The following is a 17411-nucleotide window of genomic DNA, read 5'->3' on the forward strand; positions in this document are numbered from 1 at the left end:
GATATTTATACATAGGACTTAATATATCCGTATATTTTAAAATAGATATCATTTCAGACGCGAGGGACTTATGAGACAAGAAGAGAGAAAGACCATTCAAGCGGCTATAGTAGGAGCTGTGCTGTTCCTTCTAATTCAGATTTTTCGTACACCGCTCAGTAATATTGAGAATCAGAATTGGCTTTCGGCCCTCTATCTTATGATTGGCTGTTGCAATATTGCTTTTGGTTTCGCAATTTTTGCTCAGGGCTGGCTGTTTTTCTCCGATAAATTATCCAAGGCAAGACTTTACACCTCTGCTTTATTTTTTGGAGTATGTATTTTTGATTTCTTACACACGTTAAGCTTTGCAGGTATTCCCGGGATTTCTTCGTATATTACTTCAGAACAATCGCTTTGGCTGCTCACCTTCTCCCGTTTGGCAAGTGCACTTGGAATCCTAGTTATTTTTAGCAGAGAGGACCAGCCGGTATCTGTTAGAGGCAAGAAGAAGGTCTTCAGTGTTGCTGTTTTGCTGATTGTGCTCTCTTTGGGGGGAGTAATCTTTAGCCACTCTATTGCCGCGGAACAGTGGGGTTATTCATGGATTAACACACTAAAGCATGTTGTGGATATGGCCGTGCTTTTTGTTTATCTGCTTGGAGTAGCTATTATCGTGTACCCGGGCAAAATTGAAAAATCGGCGTCATTGCTCATTATTATCCGTGCGCTGATCTTCTTCGCCATGGGCCAGGTCTTTTTTATGAATCTGTTCAGTATCGGCGAGATGGATTATCTCTTTGGAATGCTTAGCAGCGGAGTAGCCTATTACCTTTTGCTTACCGGCGTCTACCGGCTGACAATTGAAGAGCCTTTTCATGAGAACCAACAGGCGGAAGCGCGGATCAATTATTTGGCGTATCATGATGAATTAACAGGACTGCCGAATAGAAGGTGTCTGATGCAGCGCACCGAAGAAATCGTTCAACGCGGTGAAAAAGACAAGACTCAGGGGTTCTCAGCGTTTTTGATTATGAATATCAACCACTTTAAGAACATCAATGATTCTCTTGGCCATTACGCAGGGGACCTGCTGCTGCAGATGGTTGCAGAGCGCATAGGAAATGAAGTGAAGTCAAACGAAGAAATGTACAGCATGGGTGGCGATGAGTTCGCTTTTCTGATGACAGACCGCACCGGTGTGGAAAACTGTCTGGTCCGGGCGACAGAGCTTTTGCGGTTATTCGAAACACCGGTAAAGCTGGAGTCGGGAGAATATCACATTTCACTAAGTCTCGGAATGAGCATTTACCCTGGAGACGGGGATACAGCAGAAGAACTGATTCAGAACGCAGATACCGCTGTTCATAATGCTAAAGAACAGGGCGTAGAAATCCGCCGCTACATCCCGGCCATGCAGATGAAGGCCAAGGAACGCTTCAAGCTGGAGAATGATCTGCGCAGAGCGCTTGAACGTAATGAGTTCTATCTCGTCTATCAGCCGCAGGTGCAGCTGGATACCGAAGAAATTGTCGGGATGGAAGCACTGCTGCGCTGGGATCATCCCAAGCGCGGACTTGTTTCGCCAATCGATTTCATTCCGATTGCTGAAGAGAGCGGGCTGATTGTTCCAATCGGTGAATGGGTCCTTAGAACGGCCTGCCTCCAGAACAAACAGTGGCAGACAGCAGGGTACCGGCCGATATGTGTCTCGATCAACTTGTCCATGCGTCAGTTTCTTCAACCGAACCTGGACGGCAAAATTGCTGCCATTTTGCAGGAGATCGGGCTTGATCCTTGTTATGTTGATCTGGAAATTACCGAAAGCATGACTCTCGACAAAGAAACTGCCTTTGATCAGCTTAACCGTCTGAAACGGCTGGGGCTGTTCATCAGCATAGATGATTTCGGTACAGGCTATAGCTCGCTGCACTACCTGAAGAATATGCCGATCGACCGGCTTAAGATCGACCGGTCCTTTGTTTCAGAAGTTATGGAAGACAGCAACAACGCAGCGATTGTATCGACGATCACATCCATGGCGCATCACCTGAAGCTGAAGGTAACCGCTGAGGGTGTCGAGAACAAGGAGCAGCTGCAATTTTTACGCCAGCAGCATTGTCATGAGGCGCAAGGCTTCCTTTTCAGCAAGCCTGTCAAGGCGGCTGAATTTGAACAGGCTTTCCTCACGCCCTTAGTTGTATCGCCGTCTTCGTAGCAATTCCGTGAGCCGATAGGGTTGCATTTTATTCATAGGAATGATACAATACTTTTTGTCTTCACTTTGCATTGCGGGTGTAGTTCAATGGTAGAACTTCAGCCTTCCAAGCTGATAGCGTGGGTTCGATTCCCATCACCCGCTCCATACACTTAACTTCGAAATCCTTGTCATGCAAGGGTTTTTTATTTTGAGCAGCGGGTTGGGATTGTTCTACTTAATGGCTATTAAAGAATCAGAAAAAAAGGCCGGATTTCCCTCAATAACGGGAAATCCGGCCTTTTTAGATAAGCAACTCTCAGCGGAGAATGGCTTCTTGTTTAAACTGTCTTCAGGAACTCGACAATCGTAAGCAGTCCCTTATCGAAATTCTCCAGATTGAAATGTTCATCCGGGGCGTGCAGGTTTTCGTCATCCAGTCCAAAGCCCATCAGAACAACCGGTGCTTTGAGGATACGTGAGAAACTCTCCATGATTGGAATGGATCCGCCGTCTTTGGTGAAGAGTGCACGAGTGCCGTATACCTTTCCAAAAGCGTCTGCTGCAGTCTGCAGAATTGGATTCGACGGGTCGATGTTGAAGGCACGCGCTTTTTCCATTTGTTTCACATGCAGTTTCGCTCCGGCTTGGATATTCGCTTTCAGATGAGCTTCAACAACATCCAGAATATGCTGCGGATCCTGGTCGCCGACAAGGCGGCAGGTGATCTTGGCATGGGCTTCCTTAGGGATGACCGTCTTGCTGCCTTCACCCTGGAAACCGCCGTAAACCCCATTAAGTTCAAGGGTTGGACGGGCGCCGACACGCTCTACAAAACTGTAGCCTTCTTCGCCGTACAGCTGTTCAAGGCCGAGGGCTTCTCTGATCTTCTCTTCATTCACACCCTGTTTGGCGAACTCCTCACGCAGCAGAGGAGAAAGCTCAGGGACGCCATCGTAAAAACCATCGACGGCAACACGGCCGTTGCTATCATGCAGCGAGCTTAGCAGGGAAACGAGCGCATGCAGCGCATTTGGCACACCGCCGCCGTAGGAGCCGGAATGCAGGTCTGTCAATGCGGTGTTTACGCTGACTTCAAGTGAGCACAATCCACGCAGCCCGGTGCAGATGGCAGGGCGTCCGCGTTCCAGCAGGGCTGTATCCGAGACAAGCACGGCATCCGCAGCCAGTTTGTCTTTGCTTGCTTCCAGGAATGGCGGCAGATTCACGCTGCCGATTTCTTCCTCGCCTTCAATGCACAGCTTGATATTGACCGGCAAGGTGCCTTCCTGCTTAAGAATGGCTTCGATCGCTTTGATGTGCATGAAGACCTGGCCCTTATCGTCTGTTGCTCCGCGTGCGTACAGCTTGCCGTCACGGATTTCCGGTTCAAACGGCGGGGTTGTCCACAAATGAAGCGGATCCACCGGCTGGACATCATAGTGGCCGTATACCAGAATGGTCGGCTTGCCCGGCGCGTGAAGATAATCGGCATAGATTACTGGATGGCCCGCAGTGGGATGGATTTCGATATTCTCCAGCCCGGCGCGCTTCAGTGTGTCCATCAGCCAATGTGCGGCTGAATTGACGTCTTCCTTGTGCACGGACAGGGCGGAAATGCTGGGAATGGCCAGCCATTCCTTCAATTCAGCAAGCTGAGCTTCACGCTCAGTCTGAAAATAAGTTTCATAAGACATAGTGATATGTACCTCCTTGGAGTTCGCTGCGCAAAACAGGCAGTACAAGCCCTGAGCCTAGAGCTCAGGGCAATGCACCGCCGTCATGGTTTGGCAGTGTAATGCTTCCATTATACTGGAGAACTCACTATGGATCAAAATGGATTGGTGAAATGGCTTACCAGATAATTGTGGCCGGAGTGACGCCTTGCGGGAAGGTATCCTCGGCTTGTGACTTGCTGGTGTATAAATCATACCATGCATCAGCGATAAGACCCGGGTCTGTAGCTGTACCTGGCTTAATGAATACACCCAGCGCTAAGTGAGCGACATAAATCCCTTGAGGAGCAAGGTCGGTGTGCAGGTTGTTGGCATAGTTGTGCAGCCCGCTTAGCGCAATACCGATATTGCCCATCATCGGTATGGGATAGAGGGAAGAGAGGCCGGTTGTGAACAGGATAGCCCCGTCTTGCATGGCCAGCATTTCCGGCAAGACCTGCTCCACACTGCGGATAGCGCCTACTACCAGTGCCTGGAACGCATCAAGTGCATTTTCTTCAGTAACCTGTGACGCCGGAGTCGGCGGATAATTGCCGCTGGTTGGACTGAATTCCAGCACGTCGATGAAGCCATACTTTTCTTTGATTCCCTGGAAAGCGGCAGTCAATTGTTCTTTATTGTAAAGATCAGCAGGGAAGGCGGTCGCTTCGATGCCCCAGCCCCTTTAATTCGTCCGCCAGATGATTTAACTTGTCCGCATTGCGGGAAATTAAAGCGACTTGAAAACCGTTTGTACCAAATTTCTTGGCAATGGAGAGTCCGAGTCCCGGACCTGCCCCTACGATAGCGATTGTTTTCACTTGATATCAGTTCCCTTCCGGTTGTTGATTACTAACAGTAACCATGATAAACTTAGTTGGCTTGTGCAGCAAGAAGGCACTATTATATGCTCAAGTTACATGGAGGTAACCATAATGGATCGATTATTGACTCAGCAAGACGGTCAGCTGCCGATGCTTGAGGACTGCACCATAGCCCGGCAGATTCTGGACCGGGTTGGAGATAAGTGGAGTGTGCTGATTATCGTGAATTTAGGTGTGGAATCTTTGCGGTTCAAGGAGCTGCAGCGGCGCTCGGGCGGAATTTCGCAGCGTATGCTCACCCAAACGCTCCGCCATCTGGAGCGGGACGGAATAGTCTGGCGCAAAGCGACGCCTACCGTGCCTCTGACCGTTGAATATGGTCTTACAGCTTTGGGCGAGTCCTTGCTGGAACCGCTGACCGCCCTTGTTGAATGGGTTAACGGAAATCGTGAAGAAATCGCCGGGGCGAGGATCAGCTATGACAACGGGCCTACCGGTGCCGATACAGCAGAATTTCTAAATGAAACAGAAGCCCCGCCAGCAGCGGGAGCGATAGGAGCGGAATAACGTGTCATTGAATTCATATACAGATCTGAAAGAAGAAGCAAACATGCCTAATAAGGGCGGTAATCCCGCGTATATCTATACTTACGCATGCTCGGAGGACGAGATTTCTTTATGCGGAATGGAGCTGCGCTGCCTGTTTGGCCGGGAGATTCCGCCTGCCATTTTTGCAAGTGAGATTGAAGCGGATGTCAGCCGCAGCCCTTTTATTAAGGAACGGATTGACGTGATGTACGGGGGGGACAGCCTACAGGAAATTTATAAGCAGACCGAGCAGGTGGAGTTGAACGGCAAAACCTTCAAGGTGATTTTTGTGAAAACCAATGATTTGTCCCCTGCGGATAAAATAGAGTATGATGAACGCAGAATTATTGAGCGGGAGATCGGCCTGCGGATTGAGGGAGAAGCGGATGTGAACCATCCGGAGCTAGTATACGGTATAGTAACGCTAGGCGGCCGCTGGTACTTCGGGGCTTATCACAAGAACAAGGCAACCTGGTTCCGGCAGATGAAAAAACCGCGCAGCTATTCCATTGCGCTCAGCACAAGAGTGGCCCGTGCGGCTGTCAATATGGCGGTCCCAACTCCGGCAGGCGTCAAAGTCATTGATCCTTGCTGCGGCATCGGGACAGTAATGGTAGAGGCACTATCGATGGGCATCAATATCGTTGGCCGTGATATCAATCCCTTTATTGCGGCGGGAGCGCGGACGAATATTGCCCATTTCGGCTTCGAGGCTGAAGTGGCGCTGGGAGATATTGCAGACATTAAGGAACATTATGACACAGCCATCGTGGACATGCCTTACAATCTATATTCCAGCATTACCCCTGAGGAACAGTATGCCATACTCGTGAACGCCCGCCGGATTGCAGATAGGGTTGTCATCGTGGCTATCGAAGCGATGGATGGGATGATAGAGACAGCAGGATTTGAAATTATCGACCGCTGTGTTGCTAAAAAGGGGATGTTCTCCCGTCATTTAATGCTATGCCAATAATCCTTTTCGATATGTTAATGGAGGCGATAAAACTATGGAACAGAAATGGTTAACTTGGGCGAAGGAGATTCAGGGAATTGCCCAGACAGGTCTTACCTACGCCAAAGACGTGTACGACATCGAACGTTATGAAGCACTGCGTGAGCTGAGCGTGGACATTCTGGCGAATTATACGTTTGAGAGCAAGGAGCGGATCCGGCTCTCTTTTGCAGGTGAAGGCGGGTACAGCACACCGAAGGTAGATGTGCGCGGCGTTATTTTCCGTGAGGGGAAAATTCTGCTGGTCCGCGAGAAGCTGGACGGCAATTGGGCGCTTCCCGGCGGCTGGGCCGATATTGGACTGTCTCCGATTGAGGTAGTCGTTAAGGAAATCTCCGAGGAATCGGGTTTTCAGGCGGAAGCAGTCCGTCTGCTGGCCGTGCTGGATAAGAAATTCCATAATCATCCCCCGGAGCCTTATCATGTCTACAAAATGTTTATCCTGTGCAAGATTGTCGGCGGGGAGGCAGCGGAAGGCGTGGAGACCAGCGAGGTGGATTTTTTCGCTGAAGATAAGCTGCCTGAGCTGTCCGTGGAGCGGAATACGGCAGAGCAGCTGCGAACAATGTTTCAATTCTTGAATGATCCGCAGAAGCCGGTAATTTTGGACTAGTTAATTGCATATAATGTACGAAATAGATAAAATATAAGTTTTAATTGAGACAAAAATTGGTTAATATTAATTATGTAAGCCTTTGCATAGAAGGACCGCTGAGCCTTTGTATCTAAAAAAATATTTGGAAACACAACTTTTTGGGTCAGGCGGTCTACATTTTTTCCTCTACTGTGTCGATAAGAAATTTAGGAGGGGATCGCATGGAACAAGAAGAGTTAAGACTTCCGCTAACGCAGGAGAATGCAACACGTCCTGCAGAAGGTAATATTGCTACCGGACTGGTCTGGGGCATTCTGATTAGCATTCCTTTATGGATCTCGGTGGTTGGCTGGATCATGGGGATCTGGCACTAAACCTTAATCCTAAGGATTCAACTTACACTAATTGTAACTATACAATGAAGGCTGTCTCTTCGTCATGAGGAAGCGGCCTTTTTTAATGGATCAGAACTTATTTCAACTTCGGGACGATACAAGGGTGTATACATAAGCAATGAACAAAAAATGGCTGTGCCTCCTTAACATAAGGAAGGCCAGCCATTTTTGAAAATATAAGAATTACTGGGGCTGTCTGATATCGACAATCTGAAAATTCTCGCAGACCACCTTCATCTGAAGATCGAAGGGTTTGTCATAGGCTTTGCGTTCCCTCGTAAAATACAGCTCATGATTGTAGCGCCATGATTCCAGGCTGCGGTCATCCTCGCCTTCGGAATAGGCAAACTCCGCAGTTACCTTGTCAAAAGGAATGACTTCTACCTTTATAGTTTCGATGATTGCCCGTGGTTCGCCGCTGGCATCCAGAAGGATGGAATGGCCGTGGGCAAAGGGCTGGGTGAGTCCGCGGATTTCGTTCAAATCAAAATCGGAGGCGGTTCCTGTCTTAATTCCTTTCAGCACCAGCTCAAGCAATTCGTTGGCAAGCCGGTGATTGTCGCCGAAGGACCACGCGCTGTCATACAGTTCTGCAGCTTCGGGATGGGCTTTAATATAAGTACTCCAATAGGCCTCCACGGCCGGAGTGTCTGTCATGGTTATCACCTTGCTTTCTCTATGTTTAAGGATGTTATTGGTGTGTCTCTGCTTCGCTCAACCAGGACGCATAGAGGTCATCCAGCTTCTCCTGTGCGGCATCTCTAGTATGCTGAAGCTCAGCCAGTTTTTCCGCATCGCTGGCGATAACGGGATTCAGCATCTCAGCATCAATAAGGCCTAATAGCGCCTCCGCTGCGGCTATTTCCTGCTCCCAGGAGATACTGGAGCGCTGCTTGCGGGAATCGGTGGAACGTTCAGGTTTGGACGACCCGCTTTTTGCCGGGAGGCCAGATCGTGAACCCGCAGCCTCAGCTATTTCAGCAGGGACTTTGGATTTAAGCGATGTATCCGGCTTCGGCACTTGTTTGCCGCCTTGGTCGCTCATTTCGGTTTGCAGACTTGCAGCGGCAGCCTTTTCAGCCTGCTTTTCCTTATAATATTCGTAATTTCCGGAGAAGGAGGTGAAGCGGCCTTGATCAATCGCCCAGAGCTTGCCGAAGCAGCGGTTAATGAAATAACGGTCATGGGAAACAGCCAGCACCGTGCCGGGAAATTCCTCCAGCGCTTCTTCCAGTGCTTCTCGGGAATCAATATCCAGATGGTTGGTCGGCTCATCCAGAATGAGCAGATTTGGACGGCGGTGCATCAGTATCGCGAAACGCAGCCGTGTCCATTCGCCTCCAGAGAGATTGGTGATGTCCTTGAACACATCGCTGCCGTAGAACAGGAACCGGGCAAGCTGCCCGCGGGCTTCGCCTTCCTCAAGCCCGGCCTCCTCACGAAAATAGCGCAGCACTGATTGTCCGCCGCCCTCCGGCACTGCCTCCTGGGCAAGATAACCAACGACAGCCCTTGATCCAAGGGTGCAGCTTCCGCTATCCGGGGACTCCTGGCCGAGTATCATCCGCAGCAGCGTACTCTTGCCCGCGCCATTGCCGCCGATTAGTGCGGTAGTCTCGCCATATCGCAGGATGTCACTGGCCTCTGAGAACAGCCTGCGGTTACCGTAACCTTTGGTGATCCGGTCGAGGATGACGACCTGGTTGCCGGTCCGGTCATCCTGCTGCAGCTGCAAATCCATCGATTTGCGCTCCAAAATTGGACGTTTGACCTTGACCATCCGGTCCAGCGCCTTCTGCATGGAGGCCGCCCGGCGGTGGAACGAAGGGTTCGGCGGATTGGAACGGTTGCCCCATTCAATCAGCCGTTTGATGCTCTCCTGCATCTGCTTGATTTTCTTCTGCTGTTCCTGGTAATCGGCGAACTGCTGAAGTAGACGGGCTTCTTTCTCCACTTGGTATCCGCTGTAATTCGTGTGATATGTGATGGCTTCGCCATCTTCAATCTCGATGACCTTCTTCACTACGGCATCCAGGAAATAGCGGTCATGAGAGATTGCAAGGACTGTGCCGTCATAAGTCTGGAGGAACTGCTCCAGCCATTCTATGGCCTCCATATCCAGATGGTTGGTCGGCTCATCCAGCAGCAGGATATCGGGACGGCGCAGCAGCAGCTCGGCGAGGCCGACCTTTGTCTTCTCCCCTCCGGAGAGGGAAGCGAACCGGCGGTCGTATTGCCCGGTTCCGATTCCAAGGCCTGCCGCTACACGCTGGATTGAGGCTTCAATCTCATAACCTCCGGCTGCTTCGAACTTCTCCTGCAGACTGCCGTATTCCTTGAGCAGCCTGTTCCAGTCCTGTTCGTCCGTTCCGGCGTTCAGCCCGGACATTTCCTGCTCCAGTTCCCGCAGGCGCTGCTGCCACTCCAGGGGTTTCGCGAAGCTGCGCTGGAGCACGGCATATACCGTCTCGTCGCCGTCCGCTTCCTGGATCTGTGAGAGCAGTCCGATGATGCTGTTTCTGCGGATGGAGATTTGCCCTTGATCGGGGCGTTCTTCACTGCTCAGCAGGCGGAAGAGGGTGGTTTTGCCGCAGCCGTTGCGGCCGATCAGGCCGATTTTCTCGCCTTGGCGGATATCGAAGGTGATATCGCTCAGCACAAGCTGGGCACCGTGGTATTTTTGTACGTTTTGACATGAAATGATCATAGGTATTCTCCTTTTAAGAATGCCCTGTCTCCGCTGTCTTTCAAAGGGGATGCCTCCAGGAGGACATCATGAAACAAAAACAGACCGCAGGGAAATTTCCCTGCGGCCTGTTTGTTCTCCGGTTTATGAGATCCGTTGAAGTGTAGGCAGGAAAGGCATTTCACAATTGTGTAGTGTTATTAAATTCTTGTAAATGGACAGACTTCTCCCGTTGTCGGCATTTACATGAACGATGCCAGCCATAGCGATAGGCAGCCGGCTAATAACACTGTTGGTCCAATTGCGATCCATTCCTCTACACCTCCTTCGATACAAATTTAACAGTAGTTTACCTAATATTCGCAATAATAGCAATAGAAAAAAAGCGGAATGAACCACAGCATATAATTGGAATTGCACAATAGGATGTTATATGGCTGAGGCAGCTCACCAAATCAGCAACAGGAAAGAGGAACAGTGATGGCACTTTTTAATGGACTGCTGGGCAATGCAACGCAGGTTGATCTGGCGGCAGTGCAGCGTGAATACGCGCGGATTTTGACCCCCCATGAAAAAATTGAGCGGGCCTACAAGCTGATCAGGGATATGTTCATTTTTACGGACAAGCGGCTGATTCTCGTTGACAAGCAGGGGATCACCGGCAAAAAAACGCAATATCACTCCATTCCCTACCAAAACATCTCCCATTATTCGGTGGAGACGGCGGGGCACTTTGATCTGGATGCAGAGCTGTGTCTTTATGTATCCGGCAGCTCACTGCCGCTGAAGAAGACGTTCAATAAATCCGTCAATATCTATGAGGTTCAGTCGGTGCTTTCGCAGTACATTTTGAAATAGGAGGTCCTTGCGGCAGCCGCCGCTAGACTGTATACCGGAGTACCAGCCCTCCATAAGCAAAAGCGGCAAGAATCACGAGTGCGGGATGCAGCTTCAGCCGCTTCATAGCCCAAAAGGCAATTGCGGCAATGATCAGCGTCTGCCAGATGCCGATAACGTCCGCTGGACCTTTGGCCATTTTGAAAGTCAGGACGGCCATCATCATGGCAATCACCGGCTGTACAAGCAAGGTCATTCCTTTAACGACGGGCGACTGCTTGTATTTCTGCATCACGCCGAGCAGGATGATCAGTGCGGCAGCGGAGGGCAGAACCGTAGCAGCGAGAGCAGCGCTCAGTCCCAACCAGCCATAGACGTCATAGCCGACGTAAGCGGCGATTTTGGTCGCAATCGGTCCGGGCAGAGCGTTGCCGAGCGCCAGCATATTGGAGAATTCTTCATCGTTCAGCCATCCGTAATGCGGCACGATCTCTTCGTACATGAGCGGAATGGAGGAAGGGCCGCCGCCGTAGCCCAGCAGATTGGCCATAAAAAAGCCGTAAATCAGTTTGAGCCATTCCATTAGGCGGTTCCTCCTTTATTTTTCTTTGCCAGTATCCGGTAATGAACCGTTCCATAGCCAAGAAAAAGTACGATCACGATGGCAGGATGCAGGTGAAGCCCCTCAAGCAGTACCAGTGCCAGCAGCAGGAAAGCAGCCCCGATCCATTTCCCCAATCCTTTGAACGCTTTTTGCGCGAACTCGTAAGCCATCATTCCCAGCATCACTGCAATCACGGGAGAGACAGCAGCAATCATGCCTGCCACTACCTTGGAGCCGCTTAAATAATTCACCGCGGATAACAGGGCAATCATCGCAATACAGCTAGGCAGAATATGCGCCAGTACGGAAAGCAGCGCACCTTTTACCCCTTTGAGCTTGTAGCCGAGATATGCCGCCATCTTGGTGGCGATGGGCCCGGGCAAGGCATTTGCGATGGCCAGCGTCTCCCCGAATTCATCATCACTCAGCCAGGAATAGCGGGTTACGGCATCATGCCGGATCAGTGGAATTACGGAGGGGCCCCCGCCATAGCCGAGAATTCCCGTCCTGAACATCGCGGCTGCTATCTGTACATATTCGTTACTGATGGATTTCACGGGATTCCTCCTCCGGGATAAACGGATTTTAGCTTTTTTGTGCCCATTCTATATCAATTTGTATGACTGCAACTACAGGATAGGGTGTATTTCGATTAATCTTTGTGCACCGTTCACAAAATAATGCCGGGGAATTTGAGTTTGTGCGTAACCGATTGACAGGGGTTTTTGATCTGCTGTTAAATGGCACTAACTTGATTGACATGGGAATGGAGCTGGGAGTCATGACAATAGGGCCGGTAATCGGTACGAAAACGATGGTGGTCAGTCCCCATTATCTGGCCTCTGCCGCCGGAGCGCGTATTTTGCAGCGCGGCGGCAATGCCTTTGACGCTGCGGTAGCGGTCAGCGCCACGCTTGCGGTGGTCTATCCGCATATGACGGGCCTTGGCGGCGATGCTTTTTGGTTGACCTACAGCGCCGGTGAAGGGCGCGTCCGGGCCTACAACGGCAGCGGACGATCCGGCTACGGCGTCCGCAGGGACTGCTATGCCGGGGAAAGTGCCATTCCCCGGCGGGGTGTGCGCAGCGCCATTACGGTGCCCGGAATGGCGGACAGCTGGGAGGCGGTCCAGCGCCAGTATGGCCGCCTGACCCTGGCGGAGGTGCTGGAGCCGGGAATCGGCTACGCCACCGATGGGTTTCCGCTGTCGCCGGATCAGCACGGCAACAGCATACTGGCGGGAGCCGCGCTGTCCCCCGGCGCGGCGGCGGTGTATCTGCCCGGCGGCAAGGTTCCGAGGGCCGGCGGGAAGTTTGTGCAGAAGCAGCTGGCCCGGACGCTGCGGACGCTGGCGGCGGGAGGGCGTGATGCTTTTTACAAGGGCGGGATCGCAGAGGAGATAAGCAAGGATATGCTGGCTTCCGGGGGATATCTCACCCGTGATGATTTTGCCGACCATCAGGGCAATTGGGTGGAGCCGATCTCCACGGATTACCACGGGCATCAGGTGTATCAGGTGCCGCCGAATTCGCAGGGCTTCACTGCGCTGATGGCGCTGAACATACTGGAGCGGTTTAATCTCGCAGAGATTGAGCATGGGTCCTTCGAGTACTATCATCTGCTGGTTGAAGCGCTGAAGCTGAGCTTCAGGGACCGGGATCAGGTGCTGACTGATCCTGAATTCAGCTCGATTCCGCTGGAGCGGCTATTGGATAAGCAGTATGCCATGGAGCTGGCAGATTCCATTTCGCTCCGCCGGGCGGCTGCGCTTGGCAGTGAGCCGGTTGGCCGGGATACGGCTTATGCCGCTGTAGTTGACGGGGAGGGGAATGCCGTCTCGTTTATCCAAAGCCTGTATTTTGAATTCGGTTCGGGAAGGGTCGCCGGGGATACAGGGATTCTGCTGCAGAATAGAGGCTCCTTCTTCTCGCTGGACCCTTCGCATATCAATACGCTTGAACCGCATAAGCGCACGTTCCACACGCTGATGCCGGCCATGGCCTGCCAAGACGGCAAGCCGGCCATTCTCTACGGCACGCAAGGCGGGGAAGGGCAACCGCAGACGCAGAGTCTGCTGCTGACACGGATGCTGCATTATGGCATGAATCCGCAGGAGGCGGTGAATGCGCCGCGGTTCGTCTGGGGCAGAACCTGGGGGGAACCGACCCAGGAACTGAAGGTGGAGAAGCGGGTAGCTCCGCAAGTGCTCGAAGAGCTGGCCGGGGCCGGTCATCTGGTCCGCCAAGCCGCAGACTATGACGGAATCATGGGGCATGCCCATGCGATTGCCATAGATGGCAACGGCTTCCGCAGCGGCGGCACTGATCCTCGCTGCGACGGAGCAGCCATCGGCTGGTAGAGCAGCCAACAAGTAAGAGTAAACAATGAAGCTCCCCGGACAGTCCGGGAGGAGGAGGGAAGAGATGGTCCTTAATAACCGTTTCGGCGCATATATTGACCCGGAGCTGGAGGTGCCGAACCTTGTGAGTGGCAAGCTGAATGGGCTGAGCTTCGCCGTTAAGGATGTGTTCGCGGTCTCCGGGCACCGCTCTTCCGCAGGCAATCCGCATTGGCTGCGCAGTCATGAGCCTTCATCGGCACATGCCGCAGCCGTATTGAAATTGCTGCAGTCGGGTGCCTCCTTGCGCGGTGCCGCCCATACCGATGAGCTGATGTACAGCCTGGGCGGGGAGAATTATCATTACGGCACGCCGGTCAACCCGCGTGCGGAGGGGCGTATTCCCGGAGGCTCCTCCAGCGGCTCGGCGGTGGCCGTAGCCTCCGGAAGCGTGGACTTTGCCTTGGGAACCGATACAGGCGGGTCCATCCGTGTTCCTTCGGCGTACTGCGGCGTTTACGGCTTCCGCCCGACCCACGGGGTGGTGGAGATAGACGGGGTAATCCCGCTGGCACCGGGTTTTGATACCGTGGGCTGGATCGCAGACAGCGCCGGAATGCTGCTGCAGGTAGGCGAGGTTCTGCTCGGGAGAGTGGAAGGCGGAGCGGGAGAACCGGAGGATTCCTCCGGGAAGAGTAATGTCCTGCAGCAAATGGCCAAGCTGTTCATCGGCATGGATGGCTGGGCCTTGGCTGGGCCGGAGAGTTCGGCCAGCCTGAAGCAAGGCTTGGATCTTCTCCAGGCAGGAGTCGGGCAAACGCTGGAGACTGAAGTTTCGCCGGAAGGATTAACAAACTGGATGGATGTGTTCCGCGAGCTGCAGGGTGCTGAAATTTGGGCAACCCACGGAGCCTGGATCGAGCGGGAGCAGCCGGTTTTTGGGCCTGACATTGCTGCCCGCTTCGCTTGGGCGGCAAGTGTGGCCGGGCAGGATCACAGTTGGGCGCAGTCCCAACGTGACGATATAACGGCCCGGCTGCGTCATTTGCTTGGGGAGGACGGATGTCTCGTCATCCCTACCGTGCCTGGACCCGCCCCGCTGCGCGGCGGGGACCTGCGGCAGCTGGAACTGAACCGCAGCGGGGCGATGATGCTCAGCTGCATTGCCGGGCTGGCAGGATTGCCGCAGGTAACGCTGCCTGTGGCGGGTCCCGGCGGGCTGCCGCTGGGATTGTCCGTGATCGGCGGATATGGACAGGATCTCCGCCTGCTCTCATGGGTCCGGCGGTTATGGCAATAAGCGCATGGGAACATAGAACTTCCGGCTCCGCTGTTGGCGGAGAGCGGGAGTTTTTTTGCAAATATAAGCGTACTATGTCAACAAGCTAAAACTGACTATAAAAGCAACTCAAACACACCTAACTCTTTGTTTTCCAAAAAATAGTTAGCAACTGACGAAGAGCGATGGACAGAACCGGAAGGTCTCGAACTTGAAAGGAAATAGCCTCGTGTTCAATCCTGTTATGCAATCTGGCTGAGTGCAGATCGAGATCTAACGTACAATTCGCATTAACAGGACGAGGTGGATAAGGCTTATTTACGAGGTCTGGGCCTCTAGAATTTAATCCGATCTTCCCTCAGTCCCAGACCCACCGGTTCAGTCATTTCAGGCTTGTTCAGGCAACATCCAGCGTAATGAAACAGCTAAAACGGAGCTTCTTATTGATCTCCTTGGCAAACGGACAAGAGGGCTTGGTGGAGAGAAAGGGCTTCTTGTCACGTAGCATCGCAAATGCAATTTTCAGCATCTTATTCCCCATAGCTACAAAAATGGAGCGAGGATGCTTCCCGCGGCTCTTTAACCGCTCGTAAAACGGTTTGAGATCCGGGTTATGCAGGCAGAGGCTTCGACCGGCTAAGTAGGCAACATAGCGCAAATGAGAGTTCCCTTGCTTGGAAATTTTTCCATAAGATCCGGCACTTCCGCCCGTTTGCTTAACGACGGGATTCGTTCCTGCTTTCTTAATCAACTGTCCGGCATGAGTGTAATGGGACACATCGCCAATCTCAGCGTAGAGCTCGGCTGCAGTGGAAACGCCAAGGCCTGGAACGGTAAGTAAAACCCGCCCGTCGGTCTGAAGCAAAAGGGCTTCGATCTCCTGCTCAAGCGTATCGATCTTAGCGTCAAAGGCGCGAAGATCCTGCAGCTTCATTCGCAGCAGAAGGAGTTCGGGACGAAGCGTTTGTTCGTCAGATGAGAGCGACTCCGCAGCCACCAGAAGGAGCTTGCGAATCGCAGCGACTCGAAGCTTCAGGTTATGCTGGATGGACAACCTCCGGAGTCCCGTTTCCCCCAGCTTACAAATCGCAGCAGGATGTGGATAGTGCTCCATGAAGAAAAGGGAGGCCTTTCCCCAAAAGTTGCTAAACACCTTGATTTTCCGAGCCCGCCCATTCTGATGGTCGGCATAGCCCTGAAATTCGCGCCAAACGATGTCCATGAGTGTTCGGATTTCCATCCGCAGAGTGGAGCGTTTGCGGATCTCCGAGCGTCTGGCCCGGGTGAGAACATGCAACTGCCGTTGAAGGCCCTCGGCCAAACGAAACTCGGTGGCTTTATTGCTCTTCAGCGCATGAGCGATAGCGACTAGATCGAGGTCATCGGTTTTACACCAGTTCAGCGCACTTGCCCGCTCTTCGAAAGTCGTATACGCGTTGAGAATCTGGACGAGGTAGCCTTGCTTGGCCATTTCTCTAACGATATCTTCATAGTAATGGCCAGTAGCTTCAATTCCTAAAAACAGGCGTACGGCCCCAGTGGAGGCCACCGCTTGTTCGATGGCATGGTATAGAGTCTGCATGCCGGATTGATTGACGGAAAAGAAAAAGGGTTTTGCAAGGATGTCGCCGAAATAATTGCAGATCAGGGCTTTTTGGTGGAGTTTGGCCGCATCGATAGCAACGATGAGGACCTGCTCCAGGTTAACACCCCGTAGTTGTTGACTGAACTTGGTTCCCTTTAAGCCTTGAATGTGTAGGGATTTCCCCATGCGACTTCAACCTCCTGTGGTAGGGTAGGTACGATTGAAGCTCTTTGTCAGGTGCTTCTTTCTTCGATAGTCGCTGGGGATTTTCCTTTTCTACAAGGATTATATATTACGCCAGAATTTATATGCTTCACGCTATAAATTATCCTTCTATTTCTCGCTGAAACGGATACCGTCCTTTTGAGGACGGCGAAGCCGTTTCCACTTGTATGCGTATTGGACAATAAATGATTTAGGTGTATTCTCTGCAACTATTGGAGCTAATTCAGCCGGAAACCAGAGAATAGATGTAGTCTGTACAATTAAAAACAGTGAATTTGAGACTTTCGGCTAAAATCAGCTCAAATAGATGTACGGAATACAATTAAAGGCTGCGTGACGGGAGAAATTCACTACTTAACTGTACAGAGTGCAATTATCGAACGTTGAGGAGCCGAAGGGCAGTCAGCTGCTGCAAATCTCATGGTTGCCGTACCCCTGCTGATGCGTTAAAACGCATAATACACAGTAACTGTACAGAGTGCAATTATCAAACGTTGAGGAGCCGAAGGGCAGTCAGCTGCTGCAAATCTCATGGTTGCCGTACCCCTG

Annotated in this window: 17 protein-coding genes and 1 tRNA gene; 9 read left to right on the top strand and 9 right to left on the bottom strand. The window is 52.0% G+C overall.

Annotated elements, in window-relative coordinates; all coding sequences use genetic code 11:
• Window positions 1-70: 70 nt before the first annotated feature.
• On the top strand, window positions 71-2197 hold the full coding sequence (locus H70357_RS07015) for a putative bifunctional diguanylate cyclase/phosphodiesterase (RefSeq protein WP_038587304.1): 2127 nt from the start codon (window positions 71-73) through the stop codon (window positions 2195-2197).
• A 73-nt stretch (window positions 2198-2270) separates the two neighbouring features.
• A tRNA-Gly gene (locus H70357_RS07020) sits at window positions 2271-2344 on the top strand.
• A gap of 173 nt (window positions 2345-2517) precedes the next feature.
• Here H70357_RS07020 and H70357_RS07025 read toward each other — a convergent pair.
• From H70357_RS07025 to H70357_RS36880, 3 genes are all read right to left on the bottom strand, one after another.
• Window positions 2518-3873 (bottom strand): dipeptidase, encoded by a 1356-nt coding sequence (locus tag H70357_RS07025; RefSeq protein WP_038587305.1) that lies wholly within the window; start codon window positions 3871-3873, stop codon window positions 2518-2520.
• 157 nt (window positions 3874-4030) lie between these two features.
• The gene (locus H70357_RS07030; RefSeq protein WP_269322469.1) at window positions 4031-4519 is read right to left on the bottom strand and encodes an SDR family NAD(P)-dependent oxidoreductase; all 489 of its coding nucleotides are present in this window, start codon (window positions 4517-4519) and stop codon (window positions 4031-4033) included.
• Window positions 4520-4538: 19 nt separating this feature from the next.
• Window positions 4539-4712 (bottom strand): SDR family NAD(P)-dependent oxidoreductase, encoded by a 174-nt coding sequence (locus tag H70357_RS36880; RefSeq protein ID WP_269322470.1) that lies wholly within the window; start codon window positions 4710-4712, stop codon window positions 4539-4541.
• Window positions 4713-4826: 114 nt separating this feature from the next.
• On the opposite strand from H70357_RS36880, the gene H70357_RS07035 reads away from it, so the two are divergent.
• The 4 genes from H70357_RS07035 to H70357_RS36235 all read left to right on the top strand — a co-directional run bounded on the left by H70357_RS07035 (window position 4827) and on the right by H70357_RS36235 (window position 7287).
• On the top strand, window positions 4827-5282 hold the full coding sequence (locus tag H70357_RS07035; RefSeq protein ID WP_231578388.1) for a winged helix-turn-helix transcriptional regulator: 456 nt from the start codon (window positions 4827-4829) through the stop codon (window positions 5280-5282).
• Between the two features lie 43 nt (window positions 5283-5325).
• Window positions 5326-6279, top strand: coding sequence for a TRM11 family methyltransferase (locus H70357_RS07040; protein ID WP_038598842.1), 954 nt, complete (start codon window positions 5326-5328; stop codon window positions 6277-6279).
• 34 nt (window positions 6280-6313) lie between these two features.
• The gene (locus H70357_RS07045) at window positions 6314-6931 is read left to right on the top strand and encodes an NUDIX hydrolase (protein ID WP_038587307.1); all 618 of its coding nucleotides are present in this window, start codon (window positions 6314-6316) and stop codon (window positions 6929-6931) included.
• Window positions 6932-7134: 203 nt separating this feature from the next.
• Window positions 7135-7287, top strand: coding sequence for a hypothetical protein (locus tag H70357_RS36235; RefSeq protein ID WP_179091807.1), 153 nt, complete (start codon window positions 7135-7137; stop codon window positions 7285-7287).
• 204 nt (window positions 7288-7491) lie between these two features.
• Here the strand turns inward: H70357_RS36235 and H70357_RS07050 are convergent, their stop codons facing one another.
• The 3 genes from H70357_RS07050 to H70357_RS36240 form a co-directional block, all read right to left on the bottom strand.
• Window positions 7492-7965: an ASCH domain-containing protein gene (locus H70357_RS07050; RefSeq protein WP_038587309.1), complete on the bottom strand. Its 474-nt coding sequence runs from the start codon at window positions 7963-7965 to the stop codon at window positions 7492-7494.
• 34 nt (window positions 7966-7999) lie between these two features.
• Window positions 8000-10015, bottom strand: a complete 2016-nt coding sequence (gene abc-f / locus H70357_RS07055; RefSeq protein ID WP_038587311.1) for a ribosomal protection-like ABC-F family protein — start codon at window positions 10013-10015, stop codon at window positions 8000-8002.
• Between the two features lie 123 nt (window positions 10016-10138).
• Entirely contained in the window at window positions 10139-10306 is a 168-nt protein-coding gene (locus H70357_RS36240) for a hypothetical protein (RefSeq protein WP_179091806.1), read from the bottom strand.
• Between the two features lie 168 nt (window positions 10307-10474).
• On the opposite strand from H70357_RS36240, the gene H70357_RS07060 reads away from it, so the two are divergent.
• Window positions 10475-10852: a PH domain-containing protein gene (locus H70357_RS07060; protein ID WP_038587313.1), complete on the top strand. Its 378-nt coding sequence runs from the start codon at window positions 10475-10477 to the stop codon at window positions 10850-10852.
• 22 nt (window positions 10853-10874) lie between these two features.
• On the opposite strand, the gene H70357_RS07065 is transcribed toward H70357_RS07060, so the two are convergent.
• Together H70357_RS07065 and H70357_RS07070 are read right to left on the bottom strand one after the other, a co-directional pair.
• Window positions 10875-11414, bottom strand: a complete 540-nt coding sequence (locus tag H70357_RS07065) for a chromate efflux transporter ChrA (protein WP_038587315.1) — start codon at window positions 11412-11414, stop codon at window positions 10875-10877.
• Window positions 11414-11992 carry a chromate efflux transporter ChrB gene (locus tag H70357_RS07070; RefSeq protein ID WP_038587317.1) on the bottom strand — a complete coding sequence of 193 codons (579 nt, stop codon included), beginning with the start codon at window positions 11990-11992 and terminating at the stop codon, window positions 11414-11416. The genes H70357_RS07065 and H70357_RS07070 overlap by 1 nt, the downstream gene beginning before the upstream one ends.
• Window positions 11993-12216: 224 nt before the next feature.
• Here H70357_RS07070 and ggt point away from each other — a divergent pair, with 224 nt between their 5' ends.
• Window positions 12217-13794, top strand: coding sequence for a gamma-glutamyltransferase (gene ggt / locus H70357_RS07075; protein ID WP_038598845.1), 1578 nt, complete (start codon window positions 12217-12219; stop codon window positions 13792-13794).
• A gap of 64 nt (window positions 13795-13858) precedes the next feature.
• Window positions 13859-15073: an amidase gene (locus H70357_RS07080; RefSeq protein WP_038587319.1), complete on the top strand. Its 1215-nt coding sequence runs from the start codon at window positions 13859-13861 to the stop codon at window positions 15071-15073.
• 376 nt (window positions 15074-15449) lie between these two features.
• On the opposite strand, the gene H70357_RS07085 is transcribed toward H70357_RS07080, so the two are convergent.
• On the bottom strand, window positions 15450-16823 hold the full coding sequence (locus tag H70357_RS07085) for an IS110 family RNA-guided transposase (protein ID WP_038584560.1): 1374 nt from the start codon (window positions 16821-16823) through the stop codon (window positions 15450-15452).
• Window positions 16824-17411 lie beyond the last annotated feature (588 nt).

The sequence above is a fragment of the Paenibacillus sp. FSL H7-0357 genome (genome assembly GCF_000758525.1).
Taxonomy (GTDB): Bacteria; Bacillota; Bacilli; order Paenibacillales; family Paenibacillaceae; genus Paenibacillus_AQ.

Coding starts and splice junctions, on each gene's coding strand:
- H70357_RS07015 (WP_038587304.1), top strand. CDS start 71: ATGAGACAAGAAGAGAGAAAGACCATTCAAGCGGCTATAGTAGGAGCT.
- H70357_RS07040 (WP_038598842.1), top strand. CDS start 5,326: ATGCCTAATAAGGGCGGTAATCCCGCGTATATCTATACTTACGCATGC.
- ggt (WP_038598845.1), top strand. CDS start 12,217: ATGACAATAGGGCCGGTAATCGGTACGAAAACGATGGTGGTCAGTCCC.
- H70357_RS07085 (WP_038584560.1), bottom strand. CDS start 16,823: ATGGGGAAATCCCTACACATTCAAGGCTTAAAGGGAACCAAGTTCAGT.
- H70357_RS07050 (WP_038587309.1), bottom strand. CDS start 7,965: ATGACAGACACTCCGGCCGTGGAGGCCTATTGGAGTACTTATATTAAA.
- H70357_RS07065 (WP_038587315.1), bottom strand. CDS start 11,414: ATGGAATGGCTCAAACTGATTTACGGCTTTTTTATGGCCAATCTGCTG.
- H70357_RS36235 (WP_179091807.1), top strand. CDS start 7,135: ATGGAACAAGAAGAGTTAAGACTTCCGCTAACGCAGGAGAATGCAACA.
- H70357_RS07080 (WP_038587319.1), top strand. CDS start 13,859: ATGGTCCTTAATAACCGTTTCGGCGCATATATTGACCCGGAGCTGGAG.
- abc-f (WP_038587311.1), bottom strand. CDS start 10,015: ATGATCATTTCATGTCAAAACGTACAAAAATACCACGGTGCCCAGCTT.
- H70357_RS07045 (WP_038587307.1), top strand. CDS start 6,314: ATGGAACAGAAATGGTTAACTTGGGCGAAGGAGATTCAGGGAATTGCC.
- H70357_RS07035 (WP_231578388.1), top strand. CDS start 4,827: ATGGATCGATTATTGACTCAGCAAGACGGTCAGCTGCCGATGCTTGAG.
- H70357_RS36240 (WP_179091806.1), bottom strand. CDS start 10,306: ATGGATCGCAATTGGACCAACAGTGTTATTAGCCGGCTGCCTATCGCT.
- H70357_RS07060 (WP_038587313.1), top strand. CDS start 10,475: ATGGCACTTTTTAATGGACTGCTGGGCAATGCAACGCAGGTTGATCTG.
- H70357_RS07025 (WP_038587305.1), bottom strand. CDS start 3,873: ATGTCTTATGAAACTTATTTTCAGACTGAGCGTGAAGCTCAGCTTGCT.